The following is an 18,953-nucleotide window of genomic DNA, read 5'->3' on the forward strand; positions in this document are numbered from 1 at the left end:
CCCAAGGTTACCGTCAGGGCACCAGCGCCCGTACCACAGCCGTGCTCCCCGGCCACCGGAAGCCGCCCCCGGTGCCGCCGAGGGGCTGCGGGCGGCTTCCCGGCCGCCTCAGGACCGGATCCGCCTCAGGACCGGCTGGTGCACCTCAGGACCGGATGGTCCGCCTCATGACCGGATGGACCAGCCCCGCTCCCGCAGCGCGGCCGTCAGGCCCGGTGCCGCCGCCGGCTCGACCATGAGCTGCACCCGGCCGGCCTGCTGCCCCGTCGAGTGCTCGATCCGCACGTCCTCGATGTTCACGCCGGCCGCGCCCGCGTCGGCGAAGATCCGGGCCAGCTCGCCCGGCTGGTCGCCGATGAGCACCGCGACCACCTCGTAGGCCTTGGGGGCCGTCCCGTGCTTGCCGGGGACCCGGTCCCGCCCCGCGTTGCCGCGCAGCAGGATGTCCTGGATCCCGGCGGCGCCGGTGCGGCGCTTCGCCTCGTCGGCGGACTGCAGCTCGCGCAGCGCCTCGACGGCGCCGGTCAGGTCGGTGGCGACCTCGGCGAGCACGTCGGCGACCGGGCCCGGGTTGGCGGCCAGGATGTCCATCCACATGCCCGGTTCGGAACCGGCGATCCGGGTGACGTCGCGGATGCCCTGCCCGCACAGCCGCACGGCGGTGTCCGCGGCGTGCTCCAGCCGGGCCGCGACCATGCTGGAGACCAGCTGCGGGGTGTGCGAGACGAGGGCGACGGCCCGGTCGTGCTCGTCGGCGTCCATCACCACCGGGACGGCGCGGCACAGGGCGACCAGTTCCAGCGCGAGGTTGAGCACCTCGGTGTCGGTCTCCCGGGTCGGGGTCAGCACCCACGGCCGGCCCTCGAAGAGGTCGGCGGTGCCGGCCAGCGGTCCGGAGATCTCGCGGCCCGCCATCGGGTGCGTGCCGATGTAGCGGGACAGGTCGCAGCCCAGCGCCTCCAGGTCGCGGCGCGGACCGGCCTTCACGCTGGCCACGTCGAGGTAGCCGCGCGCCAGGCCGCGGCGCTGCGCGTCGGCGAGGGTGGCCGCCACGTGCGCCGGGGGCACGGCGACGACGGCGAGGTCGACCCGGCCCTCGGGGGGCAGCGCGCTGCCCGCCCCCAGGGCCGCGGCGGTGCGCGCGACGGACGGGTCGTGGTCCTCCAGGTACACCTCGACGCCGCGCGAGACCAGGGCGAGCGCGGCGGAGGTGCCCATCAGGCCGGTGCCGATGACCAGGGCGGTCCTCACTGCGCGATGTCCTTGCGGAGCGCGGCCGCGGCGCCGAGGTAGACATGTCCGATCTCGCTCTTCGGCAGGTCGCTCTCGACGTGCGCGAGGATGCGCACCACGCGCGGCATGGCGCCCTCGACGTCCAGTTCCTGGGCGCAGACCAGCGGCACGTCGACGATGCCGAGCTTGCGCGCCGCCACCGCCGGGAAGTCGCTGTGCAGATCGGGGGTGGCGGTGAAGATCACGCTGATCAGGTCGTCCACCGCGAGGCTGTTGCGCTCCAGCAGGGCGGTGAGCAGCTCGGACACCTGGCCGTGCATGTGCTCCGCCTCGTCCCGCTCCAGCTGGACGGCTCCGCGGACCGCTCGTACCGCCACGTCACTGCTCCCTCGTACCCGCACATCCGAACCCACCCAGCGTAACCACGTGATCAGCGGGACGGTCACCGCGACCGCCCTGCGAGACGGGCGGGGGCATCCGGCACTTGGAGGTCGCCGGCTTCCGGTAGAACACTTCACATGATCCTTCATCTCGTACCGCTGGACGCCTGGCTCCGCGAGCCCGACCGCCCGTACGCGCCCGACTCCCTCGCCGAGGACGGCTTCGTGCACTGCTCCCCGGACGAGCCGGTGACCCTGGCCGTCGCCGAGGCCTTCTACCGGGACACGGCGGGGCCGCTGATGGTGCTGCTCATCGACGAGGAGGAGCTGGACCACCCGGTGCGCTGGGAGGCCGCGGACCCGGCGCCGCCGCCGGGCGTCGCCGCGGACACCCTCTTCCCGCACGTCTACGGGCGGATCAACCGGGCGGCGGTGACCGGGATGCTGGAGGTCGAGCGGGACCCGCAGGGCCGCCCGCTGCGGCTCACCCCCTGGTCGTAGCCGCCCCATGCCCGGACCCGACCACGGTCCCGACACCGGCACCGACACCGGTCACGACCTCGTACGCCGCCACACCGTCTACTCCTGCGTCATGGGCTCGCGCGCCTTCGGCCTCGCCACCGAGGGCAGCGACACCGACCGCCGGGGCGTGTACGTGGCGCCCACCGCGCTCTTCTGGGGCTTCACCAAGCCCCCGACCCACGTGGACGGCCCGGCGGAGGAGCAGTTCTCGTGGGAGCTGGAGCGCTTCTGCGAACTGGCGCTGCGCGCCAACCCCAACCTCCTCGAATGCCTGCACTCACCCCTGGTGGAGCACCTGGACGACACCGGCCGCGAGCTGCTCGCCCTGCGCGGCGCCTTCCTGTCACGGCACGTCGACGCCACCTTCCGCGGCTACGCGGCCCAGCAGCTGCAGAAGCTGGAGGGCGACATCCGCAACCACGGGGCGCCGCGCTGGAAGCACGCCATGCACCTGCTGCGGCTGCTGATCAGCTGCCGTGACGTGCTGCGCAGCGGCGAACTGCGGATCGACGTCGGCGAGCACCGGGAGCGGCTGCTGTCGGTCAGGCGCGGCGAGGTGCCCTGGGACGAGGTGACCGCCTGGATGACGCGGCTGCACGAGGCATCGGACGCGGCGGCCCGCCACTCCCCGCTCCCCGCGGAGCCCGACCGGGCCCGCGTCGAGGACTTCCTCATCCGCGTCCGCCGCGCCTCCGCCGCCTCAGCCCCCGTCCCACAGCGCGCCGAACGCGACTAGCTCCTCCCGGTACTCGATCCGCCCGGCCCACGCGGCGGGCCACGCCGCCGCCCCGAGATGGGCGGGCGTCATGCCGCTGTCCGGGTGCGGACGGCGAGGTCGTGGAGGGCGTCGTGGGCGGTGCTCTCCTCCGGGAGGCGGGAGGCGGCCTGGGCCTCGTCCAGGGCGGCGTGCAGCGTCTCGACGTCGCGGGCGACGTGGGCGATGCCCATGCCGGTCGCCGGGCCGTGCTCGGCCAGGGCCTTGGCCTCGATGAGCTCGGGGAGGTAGGCGGGGGCGGTGATCCGGTCGAGCAGCGTCGGCAGGTGCGCCTCGACACCGCCGCCGCGCATCAGCTGGATGCCGGTCAGCAGCGCGCGGAAGGTGTAGAGCAGCGGCTTCAGCTCGCCGTTCCGCTCGTACAGCCGCCACTGCGTCGCCGCGAAGCCGCGGTAGTGGTGGCCGTGCTGGCGGGTGACCGCGGCGGGTGCCAGGGCGGCGAGCTCGCGGTGCACCTCGCTGGTGTGCACGACCAGCGGGGAGAGCAGCTGCTCCAGCACGTAGCCGTTGCGGCGCAGCATCAGCCGGCAGAACTTCAGCAGGTCGTGCGTGACCAGGTCCAGCTCCAGGCCCTCCCGGTTCCACATCCGGGTCCTGGTCTCCTCGCCCTCGCGCAGCCCGATGAGGTCGGCCAGCGGCAGGAGGTGGACTCCGCGCAGGTCGACGTCCGAGTCGCGGGACGGGAATCCGTACAGGTGCGCGCCGGAGACGGTGGCGAAGAGCAGCGGCTGTCCCGGGGTGGCCAGCTCGGGACGGACCGGGCTGAGATCGGGCACTCCCGCGGCGTGGAGGGGGTCGGCGTGGATGGTCATGCCGACCATCCTCGCCGTACCGCGGGCCGCCGGGCCAGTGTTTTCACGGTCGGCCCGTACGGCGACGGCCGGCCGCAACGGTCCGAGGGACCGCTCCGACCGGCCGGAACGCCGTCGCGACGACCCTCTAGAGGTCGACCTCGCCCATCAGCATGCCGACCTCGGTGTTGGTGAGGCGGCGCAGCCAGCCGGACTTCTGGTCGCCGAGCGGGATCGGACCGAAGTGGGTCCGCACCAGGCGGTCGACCGGGAAGCCGGCCTCGGAGAGCATGCGGCGCACGATGTGCTTGCGGCCCTCGTGCAGGGTCACCTCGACCAGGTAGTTCTTGCCGAGGTTCTCCACGACGCGGAAGTGGTCGGCGCGGGCCAGACCGTCCTCCAGCTCGATGCCGTCCTTGAGCTGCTTGCCGAGGTCACGCGGCAGCGGTCCCTGGATGGCGGCCAGGTAGGTCTTCTTGACGCCGTACCGCGGGTGGGTGAGGCGGTGCGCCAGCTCCCCGTGGTTGGTCAGGAGGATCAGGCCCTCCGTCTCGGTGTCCAGCCGGCCGACGTGGAAGAGCCGGGTCTCCCGGTTGGTGACGTAGTCGCCCAGGCACTGGCGGCCGTCGGGGTCCTCCATGGTGGAGACGACGCCGGCCGGCTTGTTCAGCGCGAAGAACAGGTAGGACTGGGTGGCGACCGTCAGGCCGTCCACCTTGATCTCGTCCTTCTCCGGGTCGACGCGCATGCCCTGCTCGACGACGATCTTGCCGTTGACCTCGACGCGGTGCTGGTGGATGAGGTCCTCGCACGCACGGCGCGAGCCCATCCCGGCACGGGCGAGGACCTTCTGCAGCCGCTCGCCCTCCTGGTCGTTGCCGAAGGTCTTCGGAGTCTTGATCTCCGGGCGGTTCTCGTAGCGGGAGCGGTTGCGCTCCTCGATCTTGGCCTCGAGCTCGCGCGACTTCGCGGGGATGGGCTTGCGGCCCAGGTTGCCGGTGGCGCGGTAGCGCGGCTTCTCGGGCGGCACGCCGCCGGGCCGGTTCGCACCGGACTGGCCGGTGTTCCCGACGTCGTAGCGGCGCTCCTCGGGACGCGGGTTCTGCGTGCGGCGCTCCTCGTCGCGCTGCTGGCCGCTGCCCGAGGTGCGGGGCGTGCTGCCGCCGCCACGGGGGTAGCCGCCACCGCGGGAGCCGGCACCGCCGGCGCCGCTGCCGCCGCGGGGGGCGCCGCTGCCGCCACGGGCTCCGCCACCGCTGCCGCCGCGCGCTCCGCCGCCGCTCGCGCCGCTGCCGCCACGGGAGCCGCCGCTACCGGTGCCTCCGCCCGCGCCGCGGGGACTGCCGCCCCGGGGGTTCGGGTTCCGGTTGCCGCCGCTGTTCCTGTCGCTGCTTCGCATCAAAGTTCCGTCGTCGAGTGGGTCGTCGTATCTGCATCGTCCGGTGCATCCGGGTCGAACGACGGAACCCCTTCCAAGGAGTCCGCCTCGACGGCGTCCGCCTCCGGCAGGAAGGGGGCGAGCTCGGGTAGCTCGTCCAGGCCTCGCAGGCCCATCCGCTCCAGAAAGTAGTTCGTCGTCCTGTACAGGATCGCACCTGTTTCGGGTTCCGTCCCACCCTCCTCCACCAGACCACGCTGCAGGAGGGTGCGCATCACGCCGTCGCAGTTGACTCCGCGGACCGCCGAGACCCGCGATCGGCTGACCGGCTGGCGGTACGCGACGACCGCCAGCGTCTCCAGCGCGGCCTGGGTCAGCCGGGCCTGCTGGCCGTCCAGAACGAACTTCTCGACGGCCGGCGCGAAGGCCGGCCGGGTGTAGAACCGCCAGCCGCCGGCGACCAGCCGCAGGTCGAAACCCCTGCTCTGGGCCGTGTACTCCGCGGCCAGCGCGCGCAGCGCCGCCGCCACCGCCCGCTTGGGCCGCTGCAGGACCGCCGCGAGCTGGTCCACGGTGGCCGGCTCGTCCACGACCATCAGCACGGCCTCCAGCGCGGGCGCGAGGTCGAGGGCGGCCACCTCGTCGGAGAGCGGTCCGGCGGGCGCCGCCGCGTCTTCCGTCATTTTTTCCTGCCCTCCGGGTCGAATTCATCGGTGACGAGCCGCCGCGCGGTCTCCTGGGCGCCGCCCGTCCAGCGCACCAGCAGCGCGCCGAGCGCCTCCTCCTGGTCCAGCGCGACCACTTTCTCCCGGTACAGCTCCAGGAGGGCCAGGAAGCGCGCGACGACGGTGAGGGTGTCGGGGGCGTCCGCCGCGAGGTCGGCGAAGCTGGTCTCCCCCAGCTCGATCAGCCGGGCCACCACCAGCTCGCCCTGCTCCCTGACGCTGACCAGGGGCGCGTGGATGTGGTCGGTGTAGATCTGCGGCACCGGCTTGGGCTGCATCGCCTTGACGGCCAGCTCCGCGAACCGCCGGGGGCCGACGCTGAGGACGACCTCCGGCAGCAGGTCCGCGTGCTGCGGCTCCAGGCCGACCGTGCGGGGGTGGTGCAGCGCCTCCGCCTCCAGCCGCTCGGCGAAGATCGCCGCGATCCTCTTGTAGGCGCGGTACTGCAGCAGCCGCGCGAAGAGCAGGTCGCGCGCCTCCAGCAGGGCGAGGTCCGCCTCGTCCTCGACCTCGGCGGTAGGCAGCAGCCGGGCGGCCTTCAGGTCGAGCAGGGTCGCCGCGACGACGAGGAACTCGGTGGCCTGGTCGAGGTCCCAGTCCGGGCCCATCGCGCGGATGTGCGCCATGAACTCGTTGGTGACCGTGGAGAGCGCGACCTCGGTCACGTCCATCCGGTGCTTCGAGATCAGCTGGAGCAGCAGGTCGAACGGCCCCTCGAAGTTCTCCAGGCGGACGGTGAACCGGCCGTCGGGGGATTTCCCGGACTCCTCGGGGACCGGCGGCTCCTCGGGCCCTGCGGGGGCTGCCGGCTCTTCGGCAGCGGCAGCGGGCTCCGGCGGCGGTTCTGCGGGCGTGACAGGAGCCACGGGCGCGACAGCTGCCCCGGCCGCGACGGGCGCGACGGGTTCTCGCGCCGCGGCGGGCGGCGGCGCCGGCTCGACGGCCGGCTCCGGCACCGCGTCCGGTTCCGGCACCACGACGGGCCCCGGTGCCGCGGCCGCGCGGCCCGGCCCCCGGCCGAGGGCTCGGCGGGGCGGCTGGGGGGCGTCGTCGTCGGTGATCGGCATCGCTGTCCATCGTGCGGGGTCGGCGGGGGCGGCCCCCCGCCAGGGAGCCTACTGAGCCGCCCCGCCCGACGTCGCCGAGGCCACGCCGACCACCACCCGGTGGCTCAGCGGCCCCGCAGCCGGCGCACCAGGATGCTCGCGTCCCCGCGGGACTCCAGATCCGCCAGCACCACGGCGACCGCCTCGCGGACGATCCGGCCGCGGTCGATCGCCAGGCCGTGTTCCCCGCGCAGCACGAGCCGCGCGTGTTCGAGATCCATCAGCTCCTCGGCGGAGACATAGACGGTGATCTTCTCGTCGTGCCGCTCCCGGCCGCTGGGACGCGGCCGCTGCTGTTTGCGGCGCGTCTGCTGGGCCGGTACCGGGGCCGCGGGCGGCTGGCCCGCGGCCTGCGGACGACGGCCCTGCGGGATCCCCTCGCGGCCGCTGTGCTCGGCCGGGTTCCCGTCCTGGCCGCCGCCGTCGGGCGCGGCGCCCGGCTGCGGCTCGTTCCCGTCCGCCGGGGCGTCCGGCACCGGCCGCAGCCGCCCGTCGGCCCCAGCGGCCTTCTGGGCGTCCCCGTTGGCGTGCTTACGGGGCTGGGAGGCCTGCAGCCCCATGCCCCCTGTGGTGCGGAACAGCTCGTCCGCACCCGGGAGACTCACTCGGCGTGACACCGGGCGAGCACCTCCCTGGCGAGCTGACGGTAGGCGGCGGCGCCCACGGAGTTGGACGCGTACGTCGTGATCGGCTCGCCGGCGACCGTGGTCTCCGGGAAGCGCACCGTACGGCCGATGACCGTGTGGAACACGTGCTCGTCGAAGGCCTCCACCACGCGGGCGAGCACCTCACGGCTGTGCACCGTGCGCGAGTCGTACATCGTGGCGAGGATGCCGTCGAGTTCGAGTTCGGGGTTGAGCCGTTCCCGGACCTTCTCGATGGTCTCGGTGAGCAGCGCCACACCGCGCAGTGCGAAGAACTCGCACTCCAGCGGCACGATCACCGAGTGCGCCGCGGTGAGCGCGTTGACGGTCAGCAGGCCGAGTGAGGGCTGGCAGTCGATGACGATGTAGTCGTAGTCGGCCATCAGCGGCTTGAGGGCGCGCTGCAGTGTCGACTCGCGCGCCACCTCGCTGACCAGTTGGACCTCGGCCGCCGACAAGTCGATATTGCTCGGCAGCAGGTCCATCCCGGGCACCGCGGTCTTCAGCAGCACCTCGTCCGCCGCCAACCCGCGTTCCATCAGCAGGTTGTAGACGGTGATGTCGAGTTCCATCGGGTTGACGCCGAGTCCGACCGAGAGCGCGCCCTGCGGGTCGAAGTCGACGAGGAGTACCCGGCGGCCGTACTCGGCGAGCGCGGCACCCAGGTTGATGGTCGAGGTCGTCTTGCCGACCCCGCCCTTCTGGTTGCACATCGCGACGATCTTCGCCGGGCCGTGGTCGGTGAGCGGATTGGGGATCGGGAAGTACGGGAGGGGCCGTCCCGTCGGACCGACCCGCTCGCGGCGCTGGCGGGCAGCGTCCGGGGCGAGTGTGGCCGCGTATTCGGGATCCGGCTCGTACTCCGCGTCTGGGTCGTAGAACTGACCGTCCTGCAGATCGTCCTCGTATGGCGCCATGGCGTGTGTGGGGTGTGTCTCCGTGTTCTTGTCGGCCCGGCGTGCCTCGAAGGTGCGGACCGCGACGGAACCGACGGTCTCGAGCCGGTTGGGGCTCTCGACCTGAACGGTCGTTCCTGGTTGACCACCCCCGGGAGCAAATGTCGACTCATTCACAAGTCGTCTTACCTCCTTGGTGACCAGGAAACTTCTCGATAGGTCAGCGCGACAGCATGCCGACGGTTGGCGACTCTATGGCGTGTCAGTGGTCCACAGCAACACAATCCGCCGGACACGGCACGATGTGTCGGTAACCGAACCCCCCGCTGTCAAGGGCGTAAGCGACCCAACGCCGATGTTTCAGTGGGGTACGAAACGGTGAAACTGGTACGTTCGACGCAGTCGGCCGGGCCTTGGGTCACCAAGGCCCGGCCGTTGTCGCCGTGTTGACGTGTAGACGTTTCGCGGGCGTGTCGCGCGCCGGTCACACGTCCGCTGATCAGCCCAGCAGCGTGTGCAGGTCCGTGCTGTGCAGGTCGTGCGCCTCGGCGACCGGGCCGTAAACGACCTGTCCCTCATGGGTGTTGAGGCCCAGCGCCAGCGCGGCGTCGCGGCGCAGCGCCTCGCGCCAGCCGCGGTTGGCCAGTTCCACGATGTAGGGCAGCGTGGCGTTGGTCAGCGCGTAGGTGGAGGTGTTGGGCACCGCGCCGGGCATGTTGGCGACGCAGTAGAAGACCGAGTTGTGGACCTCGAAGGTCGGGTCGGCGTGCGTGGTGGGACGCGAGTCCTCGAAGCAGCCGCCCTGGTCGATCGCGATGTCGACAAGGACCGATCCCGGCTTCATGCGGGAGACCAGCTCGTTGGTGACGAGCTTGGGCGCCTTCGCGCCCGGGATCAGCACCGCGCCGATGACCAGGTCCGCGTCGAGGACGGCCTTCTCCAGCTCGAAGGCGTTGGAGGTGATGGTCTGCACCCGGGTGCCGAAGATCTTGTCGGCCTCGCGGAGCTTGTTGATGTCCTTGTCGAGCAGGGTGACGTGGAAGCCCATGCCCAGCGCGATCGTGGTCGCGTGCCAGCCGGAGACGCCGGCGCCGATGACGACGGCCTTGCCGGCCTGGACGCCGGGGACGCCGCCGGGCAGCACGCCGCGGCCGCCGACCGAGCGCATCAGGTGGTACGCGCCGACCTGCGGGGCGAGCCGGCCGGCCACCTCGGACATCGGGGCGAGCAGCGGCAGCGCGCGGTTCGCGGTCTCCACCGTCTCGTAGGCGATGGCGGTGGTGCCGGACTCGAGCAGTGCGTCCGTGCAGGCGCGGGACGCGGCCAGGTGCAGGTACGTGAAGAGGGTCTGGCCCTTGCGGAGGCGGTGGTACTCCTCGGCGATCGGCTCCTTGACCTTCAGCAGCAGGTCGGCGGTGGCCCAGACCTCGTCGGCGGTGCTCAGGATGTTCGCGCCGGCGCCGGTGTACTCGGCGTCGGGGATGGAGGAGCCGAGACCGGCGCCCTGCTCCACGTAGACCTCATGTCCGTGGCGCACGAGCTCATTCACGCCGGCGGGGGTGATGGCCACGCGGAACTCGTTGTTCTTGACCTCGCGGGGGATGCCGACCTTCACGTCGATCACGGTCCTTGCACTCATTGGAAGACAGGAATGGCTGCAGCTGTCCGTACATGGCGCAAGAAAGCGTCACACGTCGGACCTGACCGCGATGTGCGCGGCGGAGCCAAGTCTAGTGAAGGAAGACTCCCTGTCTAGCCTTACAAAGTGATTAGTTTGGCCGAGATTGCTGACTGATTCGTAGGCTTAGGGCGCTGACGCCTTCAGGGCACCGTTTTCCGGCCCCGTTCAGTCGGCAACCTCACCCGGGTTGAGCAGGCGCTTCGCGACCGCGCGCTGCAGCCGGGCGCCGCCCGGGTCGCCGAGCCGGTCGAGGGTGTCGGCCATCCGCACCAGCACGGCTCCTTCCAGCCGTTCGTCGCCCGCCTGCCGGGCCCAGTACAGGGCGTCACGACAGGTCCGCAGAGCGTCCTCGGGGTGGCCCGCGTACTCCTGGACGCGCGCCGCCTCGCTCAGCGCGCGGGCCTGCGCGGGCACGTCGCCGAGCCGCCGGTGGGCGCCGGCGGCGGCCCGCCACTCGCGCAGCGCGGTGCCGTACCGGCCGCCGTAGGTGTGCAGCGCGCCGAGCCGGCCGTGCAGCCGGGCGGCGTGCGCGGTCTCGCCGCGGGCCTGCCGCAGCGCGAGCGCCCTGCCGTACCAGTCCGTCGCCCGCTGCGGGTCCTCCAGCTCCAGGTACGTGCCGGCGATGGCCTCCATCGCCCGGCCCTCGGCCTCCCCGTCGTCCCCGGCCCGCGCCTCACCCAGCGCCAGCCGGTAGCGGTCCAGCGCCTGCCGGGTCCTGCCGGCCTCCACGTCGAGGTCGGCGAGGTTGATCAGCGCCGCCGCCTTCTCCCGGGGCAGGCCGCGGCGGGTCGCCACGTCGAGCACCAGGTTGTGCAGCTGGTAGCGGCTCGTCGCCGTCTCGCGGTCCCCCAGGTCCATGCCCAGGGCCCGCACCAGGTTGGCGACCAACCGCCGCGCCAGGGTGTCGAGTTCCCCGTCGGCGACCGCCGCGCGGGCCGCGGCGAGCAGCGCGGGCAGCCGGGCCCGCAGCCAGGCGGCGGCCGCCGCGCGCGACGCGAAGCGCATCGAACGGGGCAGCCCCTCCAGCGAGGCGCGGCCCGGGTGGCCGTCGGGCTCCAGCGTGAGGCGGCACGACTGCAGCAGCCGCACGGTCCGCTCCAGCATCCGCGCCCTGGCCAGCTGGACCTCGGCCGCGCGGTCCCGGGTCTCCAGCAGGGCCCGCAGCAGCGGTTCGAGGCAGCCGGGCACCCGGTACTGCGGCGGCAGCGGCGGCTCCACCGGGTCCGTGTGCAGCAGCCCGTGCGCGGCGAGGTCGTCCAGCGTGCTCTGCGCGGCGGTCACCGAGCAGCCGGCCAGCGCCGAGGCGATGTGGGAGTCCACCAGCCCGGCCGGCGCTAGCGCCAGCAGCCGCAGCATCCGGGCGGCCGTGGGCGCCAGCGCGCCGTGCACCAGCCGGAAGGCCCGCACCAGCTGCGGCGGCGCGGTCGCGCGCGGCGCCTCGGATACGACGGCGGGGGCGGCGGCTGCCGCGGCGGCGCCGTCGCGGCCCGGCGGACCCGGCGGACCCGGCTCGCCGGCCGCCGGTGCCCCGGCCGCCGGCCGCGCGCCCTTCCCGGGGCCGGACTCCGGTCCGTCACCGGCCCTCGCGGACTCGGCCGCGCCGTCCGGCCCGGTCCTGGGCGCGGCGGCGGAGTCGCCCGGGGAGGCGGGCGCGCGTCCGCCGTTCGCGGCCGGTTTCGGCGCGGCCTTCGGCGACGGCGCCGGCTCGTCCGGGACCTCGCGCAGCCGGCTCGTCGCGTCGGTCACCGACAGCCGCGGCTGGGCGGCGAGCCAGGCGGCGACCAGCCGCAGCGCGGTGGGGTGCCCGGCGCACTCCTGCACGAGGGTCTCGGCCGCCCGCGGGTCGCAGGTGACCCGGGTCGACCCGATCGCCTGCGACAGCAGGTCGACGGAGGCGGCGGTGTCCAGCCCGCCGAGGGTGCACGGCCGCACGTCGGGAACGCCGGGCAGCGGCCCCTCGGACGTCGCCACCACCAGACTGCCGGGCCCTTCCGGCAGCAGCGGCAGCAGCTGGTCCGCGTGCGCGACGTCGTCGAGCACCAGGACGGTACGGCGGCCCGCGAGCGCGGCCCGCAGCGCCGCGTAGACCTCGCCGGGATCCGCCTCCGGCACCGGCGGCGGGGCGCCCAGCGCCCGCAGCAGGGCCCGCGCGGCCTGCTCCGGCGGGACGCGCTCGCCGCCGCTGCCGGTGAGCCGGACGAAGTGCTGCCCGTCGGCGTAGCGCGCGGCCACGTCCCGGGCGAGGTGGACGGCGAGGGCGGTGCGCCCGGAGCCGGGCCGTCCCGCGACGAGCAGGACGCGGCTGCCGTCCGCCACCCGGCCGCCCAGCGTGGCCAGGCCCGGCCGGTCGATGTCGGCCCGCAGCCCGTCCAGTTCCCGGCGGCGTCCGACGAAGTGCGGCACGTCCTCGGGCAGGGCGCAGCCCGCCGGAGGTGGCGGCGGGGCCGCGGCCGTCGCCGTCGGCGCATGGCCGGGCGACGGCACGAAGTCCGCGTCGGTCACCGATTCACCGGCGTCCAGCACCTGATCCGCCACGGGCACACTCCCGTTCTGCCTGCGCGCACGAGCCCGCCGCCGCTGCGAGCGGGAACACCATCGAGCCTAGGCCCTGTCGGGGCGATCACGAACGGGCACCGCGCGACCTCGCGCGGCGTCCGCAGGAGACGCCCGAACGGCCGGACCCGGTGCACGGGGACATGCCCGGCCGGAGGCCTTCGCGCAGCCGGTACACGTAATGATCACTGGATCGGATCAGCGGCGCGCCGGTGCCCGGGGTGGTTCCACGGTGCCGGTGCTACGGCGTGTAGGGCCGGGCGGGCCAGGGCGCGTCGGCGGGCCGCAGCGCGTCCACCCCGTCGCCGCTCAGCGCGGCGTGCAGCGCCAGGACGCCGACCACCAGGCAGGTGTTGTGCACCCGTCCGGCCAGCACGTCGCGCACCAGGTCGGCCAGCGGCACCCGGGCGAACTCCATGTCGGCCTCCTCCTCGGAGACGTCGAACCGCTCGCCCTCCGCCTCGGAGACGTCACGGGCCAGGAAGATCCGGACCGCTTCGTCGCTGCCGCCGGGCGAGGTGTAGAGGTCGGCGAGCACCCGCCACTCCCCCGCCTTGACGTGCGCCTCCTCGTAGAGCTCGCGCTGCGCCGCGTGCAGCGGGTTCTCGCCGGGCACGTCGAGGAGCCCGGCGGGCACCTCCCACAGCTTGTGCCGGACCGGATGCCGGTACTGGCGCAGCACCACGACCCGGTCGTCCTCGTCGAGGGCGACCACGGCCACCGAGCCGGGGTGGATCTGGTAGTCGCGCTTGGCGGTGGAGCCGTCCGGCATGACGACCTCGTCCGTGCGGACGCTCGTCTTGGCCCCGGAGAACGGTGTCGAGGTCGCGGTGACCTGCCACTCCTCGGCGATGTCCTGCAGCATGATGCCCTCCGTGGACCGGTGCGAACGGGTGCGAACGAACGGGTGCGAACGAACAGGTGTGAGCGGGTGCGAACGGGAAAAAGGCGCTGGGGGCGGATCATGACGATCCGCCCCCGGCACCGTACCGATCAATCGGCGACCGGCCCTGGACGATCAGCCCTGCTGGCGCTTGACCGCCGCCGCGACCAGGCCCGCGAAGAGCGGGTGCGGGCGCGTCGGGCGGGACTTCAGCTCGGGGTGCGCCTGGGTGGCGACCAGGTACGGGTGCACCTCGCGCGGGTACTCGACGTACTCCACCAGCTTGTCGTCGGGCGAGGTGCCGGAGAAGACCAGGCCGGCCTTCTGCTCCAGCTCCGCCCGGTAGGCGTTGTTGACCTCGTAGCGGTGGCGGTGGCGCTCCTCGGCGGTCGGCGCGTCGCCGTAGACCTCGCGCACGATGGAGCCCTCGGCGAGCTTCGCCGAGTACAGCCCCAGCCGCATGGTGCCGCCCAGGTCGCCCTTGCCGTCGACGATGTCGAGCTGCTCGGCCATCGTGGAGATGACGGGGTGCGACGTGGTGGGGTCGAACTCGGTGGAGTTCGCGTCCGGGACGCCGGCCAGCGAGCGGGCCGCCTCGATGACGACGCACTGCAGGCCCAGGCAGAGGCCCAGCAGCGGGATCTTGTTCTCGCGGGCGTAGGTGATGGCCGAGACCTTGCCCTCGACACCGCGGTCGCCGAAGCCGCCGGGGACGCAGATCGCGTCGACGCCGGAGAGGTGCTTCTTCGCACCGGCCGGGGTCCCGGTCTCGTCCGAGGTGACCCACTTGATGGTGACCTTGGCGTTGTTGGCGAAACCGCCGGCGCGCAGCGCCTCGGTCACCGACAGGTACGCGTCCGGCAGGTCGATGTACTTGCCGACGAGCGCGACGGTGACCTGGTGCGCGGGCTGGTGGACCCGCCTGAGCAGGTCGTCCCACTGGGTCCAGTCGACGTCGCGGAACGGCAGGTCGAGGCGGCGCACCACGTACGCGTCCAGGCCCTCGGTGAACAGCACCTTGGGGATGTCGTAGATCGACGGGGCGTCGATGGCGGCGACCACCGCGTCCTCGTCCACGTCGCACATCAGCGAGATCTTGCGCTTGATGGCGTCCGGCACCGGGCGGTCGGCGCGCAGCACGATCGCGTCGGGCTGGATGCCGATGTTGCGCAGGGCGGCGACCGAGTGCTGGGTCGGCTTGGTCTTGAGCTCGCCGGACGGGCCGATGTACGGCAGCAGCGAGATGTGGACGACGAAGACGTTGTCGCGGCCGACCTCGTGCCGGACCTGGCGGACGGACTCCAGGAAGGGCAGCGACTCGATGTCGCCGACGGTGCCGCCGACCTCGGTGATGACGACGTCCACGTCCTCGGTCGCCATCCGGCGGATCCGGGACTTGATCTCGTTGGTGATGTGCGGGATGACCTGGACGGTGTCGCCGAGGTACTCGCCGCGCCGCTCCTTGGCGATGACCGTGGAGTAGATCTGCCCGGTGGTGACGTTCGCGGAACCGTCGAGGTTGACGTCCAGGAAGCGCTCGTAGTGGCCGATGTCCAGGTCGGTCTCGGCGCCGTCGTCGGTGACGAAGACCTCACCGTGCTGGAACGGGTTCATCGTGCCCGGGTCCACGTTGAGGTACGGGTCGAGCTTCTGCATGGTGACCCGGAGGCCGCGTGCCTTCAGCAGCGCACCGAGGCTGGAGGCCGTCAGCCCCTTGCCGAGGGACGAGGCGACACCCCCGGTGACGAAGATGTGCTTGGTCGTCGTGGATTTGGGCGCAATTGCCAAGAGGGGGCTCCCGTGGTCGCGAGGTGAGGGTCGGGACGGCACGGAATCAGGGGGAGTGCCGTCGCGGCGGTTCAGTGGTTCAGCCCACCGGCCCACGGGCTACCAGGGTATCAGCGACCTCGGGGGGCTGCGTCCGGCGGCAACGTCACTAGCCTGCTTTTAGCAGCTCGCAAGGGGACTAATGGCATGCTCGGGCATGAGCGGAACAAGTGCACCCGACCGGCCCAGTGAACACCACCGTCACGCGCGCACCTGCCTCTCCGACGACGTATCCTGCTCGGACACATCGCTGCGAGCCGGCCGGCACGGCATCAACCCCGCCCGCTCCCGGAACACGAGCTCGTCGAAAATCCCCAGACCGCAAGACCGGCCCGAAGAGGCCGGCGCCGTCATTCGACTGGAGATGCAGGTGGCCGGGCGCATCGAGGATTACGCACTCATCGGCGATATGCAGACCGCTGCATTGGTCTGCCGGGACGGGACAGTCGACTGGCTGTGCCTGCCCCGGTTCGACTCCCCCGCGGTCTTCGCCGGTCTGCTCGGAACCGAGCAGCACGGATTCTGGAGGCTGGGCCCGGCCCACGCCCCGGGAACCGGTCCGCCGGCGTCGACGCGTCGGCGCTACCGGGGCGACTCGCTCGTCCTGGAATCGGAGTGGGACACCCCGCGCGGCACGGTGCGGGTGATCGATTTCATGCCGCCGCGCGACGGCGCGCCCCAACTGATCCGTATCGTGGAGGGCGTCAGCGGACGGGTGCCGATGCGCTCCGCCCTGCGGATGCGCTTCTCCTACGGCCAGATCGTGCCGTGGGTGCACAAGGTCGGCGACCGGACCGTCGCGGTGGCCGGGCCGGACTCCGTCTGGCTGGACACCGAGGTCGACACGTACGGTGAGGACCTGACGACGTATTCGGACTTCACCGTCTCACCGGGTGAGCGGGTGGCCTTCACCATCAGCTGGGAGCCCTCGCACCGCCCGCCGCCGTCGCTTCCGGAGCCGGAGGCCTCGCTGGAGTCCACCGAGCAGTTCTGGCAGGACTGGGTGGACCAGTGCACGTACCACGGCCCCTACCGGGACGCCGTGGTCCGCTCGCTGATCACCCTCAAGGGGCTGACGTACGGGCCCACCGGCGGCATCGTCGCCGCTCCGACGACCTCGCTGCCCGAGGACATCGGCGGGGTCCGGAACTGGGACTACCGCTTCACCTGGCTGCGGGACGCGGCGATCACGCTGTCGTCACTGCTGCGCACCGGCTACCGGGACGAGGCACGCGCCTGGCGGGAGTGGCTGCTGCGGGCGGTGGCCGGCGACCCGGAGAACCTGCAGATCATGTACGGCATCGCCGGCGAGCGCGAGCTCGGCGAGAACGAGCTGCACTGGCTGCCCGGTTACGAGGGCTCCACCCCCGTCCGGATCGGCAACGGCGCCGCGCACCAGCTGCAGCTGGACGTCTACGGCGAGGTCACCGAGGCCCTGCACCTGGCCCACATGACCGGGCTGGCCCGCAACGACTACGCGAGCCTGCTGCAGCTCAAGCTGATCCGCTACCTGGAGTCGCACTGGAACGAGCCCGACGAGGGCATCTGGGAAGTGCGCGGCCCGCGCCGGCACTTCGTGCACTCCAAGGTGATGACGTGGGTCGCGGTGGACCGCACGGTCAAGCTCATCGAGTCGGGCGAGGCGGACGGCCCGCTGGAGCGGTGGCGCGAACTGCGCGACGACATCCACCGGGACGTGTGTGAGAAGGGTTACGACAAGGAGCGCAACACCTTCACGCAGTCCTACGGCTCCCAGGAGCTGGACGCCTCGCTGCTGCTCATCCCGCAGATGGGCTTCCTGCCGCCGGACGACAAGCGCGTCATCGGCACCATCGAGGCGATCCAGCGCGAGCTGAGCACCGAGGACGGCTTCATCCTGCGCTACCCGACCAGCAGCGGCGAGGACAACCTCGACGGGCTGCCGGGCGACGAAGGGGCCTTCCTGGCCTGTTCGTTCTGGATGGCGGACGACCTGGCGATGATCGGCCGGGTCGACGAGGCCCGCCAGCTGTTCGAGAAGCTGCTGGCGCTCCGCAACGACCTCGGGCTGCTCGCCGAGGAGTGGGACCCGCGGCTCAAGCGCCAGGTGGGCAACTTCCCGCAGGCGTTCAGCCACGTGCCGCTGATCGACACGGCCCTGCGGCTCAGTGCCTGCGGGGCGTACGGCGGCGGCTGACCCCGCCCGGCACGCGAGGAGGGCGGGGCCGCTCGGCCCCGCCCTCCGTCGTTCTGCGGCGTCTCAGCACCGGCTCAGCACCGCCTCAGGGCCGGCTCAGCGCTGCGCCAACTCGTCGTAGATGCTCAGCACCTGGGCGACCGTGTCGTCCTCGGTCGGCCAGGTCGCGGCCTGGGCGCGCCCGGCGGCGGCGAGCGCCAGCCGCCGCTGCGGATCGTCGAGCAGCCGCGCCACCGTCCGGGCCAGCGCCCCCGGATCGCCGTACGGCACCAGGTCCGCCGCGTCGCCCACGAGTTCGGGCAGCCCGCCGACGGCGGTGGCGACCAGCGGCACGCCCGCGTGCAGGGCCTCCTGCGCGATCAGGGCGCGCGCCTCCCAGCGGCTCGGCAGGACCACCACGTCGGCGGCGGACAGCAGGTCCATCACGTCGGTGCGGCGGCCGATCAGCCGGACGGGCAGCCGCTCGGTGTCGATCCGCCGCTCCAGCGCGGCCCGCTGAGAGCCCTCGCCCGCGACGACCACCAGCGGCCGGGGGTCATGGTCCGCCAGCATGCGGCAGGCGTCCAGCAGCAGGTCGTAGCCCTTGTGCGGCTCCAGCCGGCCGACGGCCAGCACCAGCGGCCGGTCCACCGCCCCGAACTCGGCCCGCGTCTTCTGCCGCATCAGCTCGGCGTCGCCCGGCACCACCGGGGTCGGCGGCGCGGGAACGGGGGCGGGCACCGCGACCGGCGCGAGCCGCGCGTCCCGGGCGCCCAGCGCCCTGGCGCGGTCCACCAGGTCGGAGGAGGCCCCGAGCACCACGGACGCGGCCCGCACCACCCGGCGTTCCAGCCAGCGCACCAGCCGGGCCCTGGCGCCCTCGGCGAGGCTCGCGCTGTGCCACGTCACGACCAGCGGGGTGGGCCGGCCGCCGAGCGCCAGCGACGCCAGCAGGCCGGCGCGCAGCCCGTGCGCGTGCACCACCTGGGCGTCCGCGCAGGCCACCCGCAGCTCGGCGACGACCGTCGCGTCGGACCGGGCGGCCCGGCGCGCGATCTCCACGGGCTCGAAGCGGGCACCCGCGCCGGTGAAGCCGTAATCGTTCTCGGCGGCGGCCGGGCCGCACACCGTCACCCGCACCCCGCGCGCGACGAGACCGCCCGCCAGCGAACGGACGTGCGCACCTGCGGGACCACCCGCCCCGCCCAGCACCAGGACGGCGTGCAGCTGTCCTCGCAGGGGGATCGGAGTGCTGCTCACCCGGGTACAGCTCCTGACTCGGCGTCGGACGACGGCTGTTGCGCCACACCCCAAGGATGCCAGGCCCCCACGGCATGCCGGGGGCACCGACCGCCGCACGGCCCGGCCACGAGCCCCGCGGATCACTCGAACGAGTGCGCCCGC

Annotated in this window: 16 protein-coding genes; 3 read left to right on the forward strand and 13 right to left on the reverse strand. The window is 73.1% G+C overall.

From position 1 onward, the window contains the following. Positions 1 to 165: 165 nt before the first annotated feature. The gene (locus tag ABZ721_RS20865; protein ID WP_358790122.1) at positions 166 to 1,251 is read right to left on the reverse strand and encodes a prephenate dehydrogenase; all 1,086 of its coding nucleotides are present in this window, start codon (positions 1,249 to 1,251) and stop codon (positions 166 to 168) included. Next, the gene (aroH, locus tag ABZ721_RS20870) at positions 1,248 to 1,610 is read right to left on the reverse strand and encodes a chorismate mutase (protein WP_358790123.1); all 363 of its coding nucleotides are present in this window, start codon (positions 1,608 to 1,610) and stop codon (positions 1,248 to 1,250) included. The genes ABZ721_RS20865 and aroH overlap by 4 nt, the downstream gene beginning before the upstream one ends. 141 nt (positions 1,611 to 1,751) lie before the next feature. Between aroH and ABZ721_RS20875 the strand changes: the two genes are divergently transcribed. Together ABZ721_RS20875 and ABZ721_RS20880 are read left to right on the forward strand one after the other, a co-directional pair. Continuing rightward, complete coding sequence (locus ABZ721_RS20875) at positions 1,752 to 2,114, forward strand: DUF952 domain-containing protein (RefSeq protein ID WP_358790124.1); 363 nt, start codon at positions 1,752 to 1,754, stop codon at positions 2,112 to 2,114. Positions 2,115 to 2,121: 7 nt separating this feature from the next. Continuing rightward, on the forward strand, positions 2,122 to 2,871 hold the full coding sequence (locus ABZ721_RS20880; protein WP_358790125.1) for a nucleotidyltransferase domain-containing protein: 750 nt from the start codon (positions 2,122 to 2,124) through the stop codon (positions 2,869 to 2,871). A 68-nt stretch (positions 2,872 to 2,939) separates the two neighbouring features. On the opposite strand, the gene ABZ721_RS20885 is transcribed toward ABZ721_RS20880, so the two are convergent. The 10 genes from ABZ721_RS20885 to ABZ721_RS20930 all read right to left on the reverse strand — a co-directional run bounded on the left by ABZ721_RS20885 (position 2,940) and on the right by ABZ721_RS20930 (position 15,355). Further along, positions 2,940 to 3,722: a nucleotidyltransferase domain-containing protein gene (locus ABZ721_RS20885; protein ID WP_358790126.1), complete on the reverse strand. Its 783-nt coding sequence runs from the start codon at positions 3,720 to 3,722 to the stop codon at positions 2,940 to 2,942. A 127-nt stretch (positions 3,723 to 3,849) separates the two neighbouring features. Next, on the reverse strand, positions 3,850 to 5,100 hold the full coding sequence (locus tag ABZ721_RS20890; protein ID WP_358790127.1) for a pseudouridine synthase: 1,251 nt from the start codon (positions 5,098 to 5,100) through the stop codon (positions 3,850 to 3,852). Next, on the reverse strand, positions 5,100 to 5,762 hold the full coding sequence (scpB, locus tag ABZ721_RS20895) for an SMC-Scp complex subunit ScpB (protein WP_358790128.1): 663 nt from the start codon (positions 5,760 to 5,762) through the stop codon (positions 5,100 to 5,102). The genes ABZ721_RS20890 and scpB overlap by 1 nt, the downstream gene beginning before the upstream one ends. Continuing rightward, complete coding sequence (locus ABZ721_RS20900) at positions 5,759 to 6,871, reverse strand: segregation/condensation protein A (RefSeq protein ID WP_358790129.1); 1,113 nt, start codon at positions 6,869 to 6,871, stop codon at positions 5,759 to 5,761. The genes scpB and ABZ721_RS20900 overlap by 4 nt, the downstream gene beginning before the upstream one ends. A gap of 104 nt (positions 6,872 to 6,975) precedes the next feature. Then, positions 6,976 to 7,515: a hypothetical protein gene (locus tag ABZ721_RS20905; RefSeq protein ID WP_358790130.1), complete on the reverse strand. Its 540-nt coding sequence runs from the start codon at positions 7,513 to 7,515 to the stop codon at positions 6,976 to 6,978. Next, positions 7,512 to 8,627, reverse strand: coding sequence for a ParA family protein (locus tag ABZ721_RS20910; RefSeq protein ID WP_358790131.1), 1,116 nt, complete (start codon positions 8,625 to 8,627; stop codon positions 7,512 to 7,514). Before ABZ721_RS20910 ends, ABZ721_RS20905 begins: the two co-directional genes overlap by 4 nt. A gap of 322 nt (positions 8,628 to 8,949) precedes the next feature. After that, positions 8,950 to 10,065, reverse strand: a complete 1,116-nt coding sequence (gene ald / locus ABZ721_RS20915) for an alanine dehydrogenase (protein ID WP_358790151.1) — start codon at positions 10,063 to 10,065, stop codon at positions 8,950 to 8,952. A 231-nt stretch (positions 10,066 to 10,296) separates the two neighbouring features. Then, positions 10,297 to 12,534 (reverse strand): NB-ARC domain-containing protein, encoded by a 2,238-nt coding sequence (locus ABZ721_RS20920; protein ID WP_358790152.1) that lies wholly within the window; start codon positions 12,532 to 12,534, stop codon positions 10,297 to 10,299. 391 nt (positions 12,535 to 12,925) lie between these two features. Beyond that, entirely contained in the window at positions 12,926 to 13,552 is a 627-nt protein-coding gene (locus ABZ721_RS20925; RefSeq protein WP_358790153.1) for an NUDIX hydrolase, read from the reverse strand. 150 nt (positions 13,553 to 13,702) lie between these two features. Further along, positions 13,703 to 15,355 carry a CTP synthase gene (locus ABZ721_RS20930; protein WP_358790132.1) on the reverse strand — a complete coding sequence of 551 codons (1,653 nt, stop codon included), beginning with the start codon at positions 15,353 to 15,355 and terminating at the stop codon, positions 13,703 to 13,705. A gap of 403 nt (positions 15,356 to 15,758) precedes the next feature. Here ABZ721_RS20930 and ABZ721_RS20935 point away from each other — a divergent pair, with 403 nt between their 5' ends. Further along, a complete protein-coding gene (locus ABZ721_RS20935; RefSeq protein ID WP_358790133.1) occupies positions 15,759 to 17,570 on the forward strand; it encodes a glycoside hydrolase family 15 protein in 1,812 nt (603 codons plus the stop codon). A 96-nt stretch (positions 17,571 to 17,666) separates the two neighbouring features. On the opposite strand, the gene ABZ721_RS20940 is transcribed toward ABZ721_RS20935, so the two are convergent. Continuing rightward, positions 17,667 to 18,809 carry a glycosyltransferase family 4 protein gene (locus tag ABZ721_RS20940; RefSeq protein WP_358790134.1) on the reverse strand — a complete coding sequence of 381 codons (1,143 nt, stop codon included), beginning with the start codon at positions 18,807 to 18,809 and terminating at the stop codon, positions 17,667 to 17,669. Between the last annotated feature and the right edge of the window lie 144 nt (positions 18,810 to 18,953).

Origin of the sequence: Streptomyces sp. NPDC006733, assembly GCF_040636125.1 — a bacterium.
Taxonomy (GTDB): Bacteria; Actinomycetota; Actinomycetes; order Streptomycetales; family Streptomycetaceae; genus Actinacidiphila.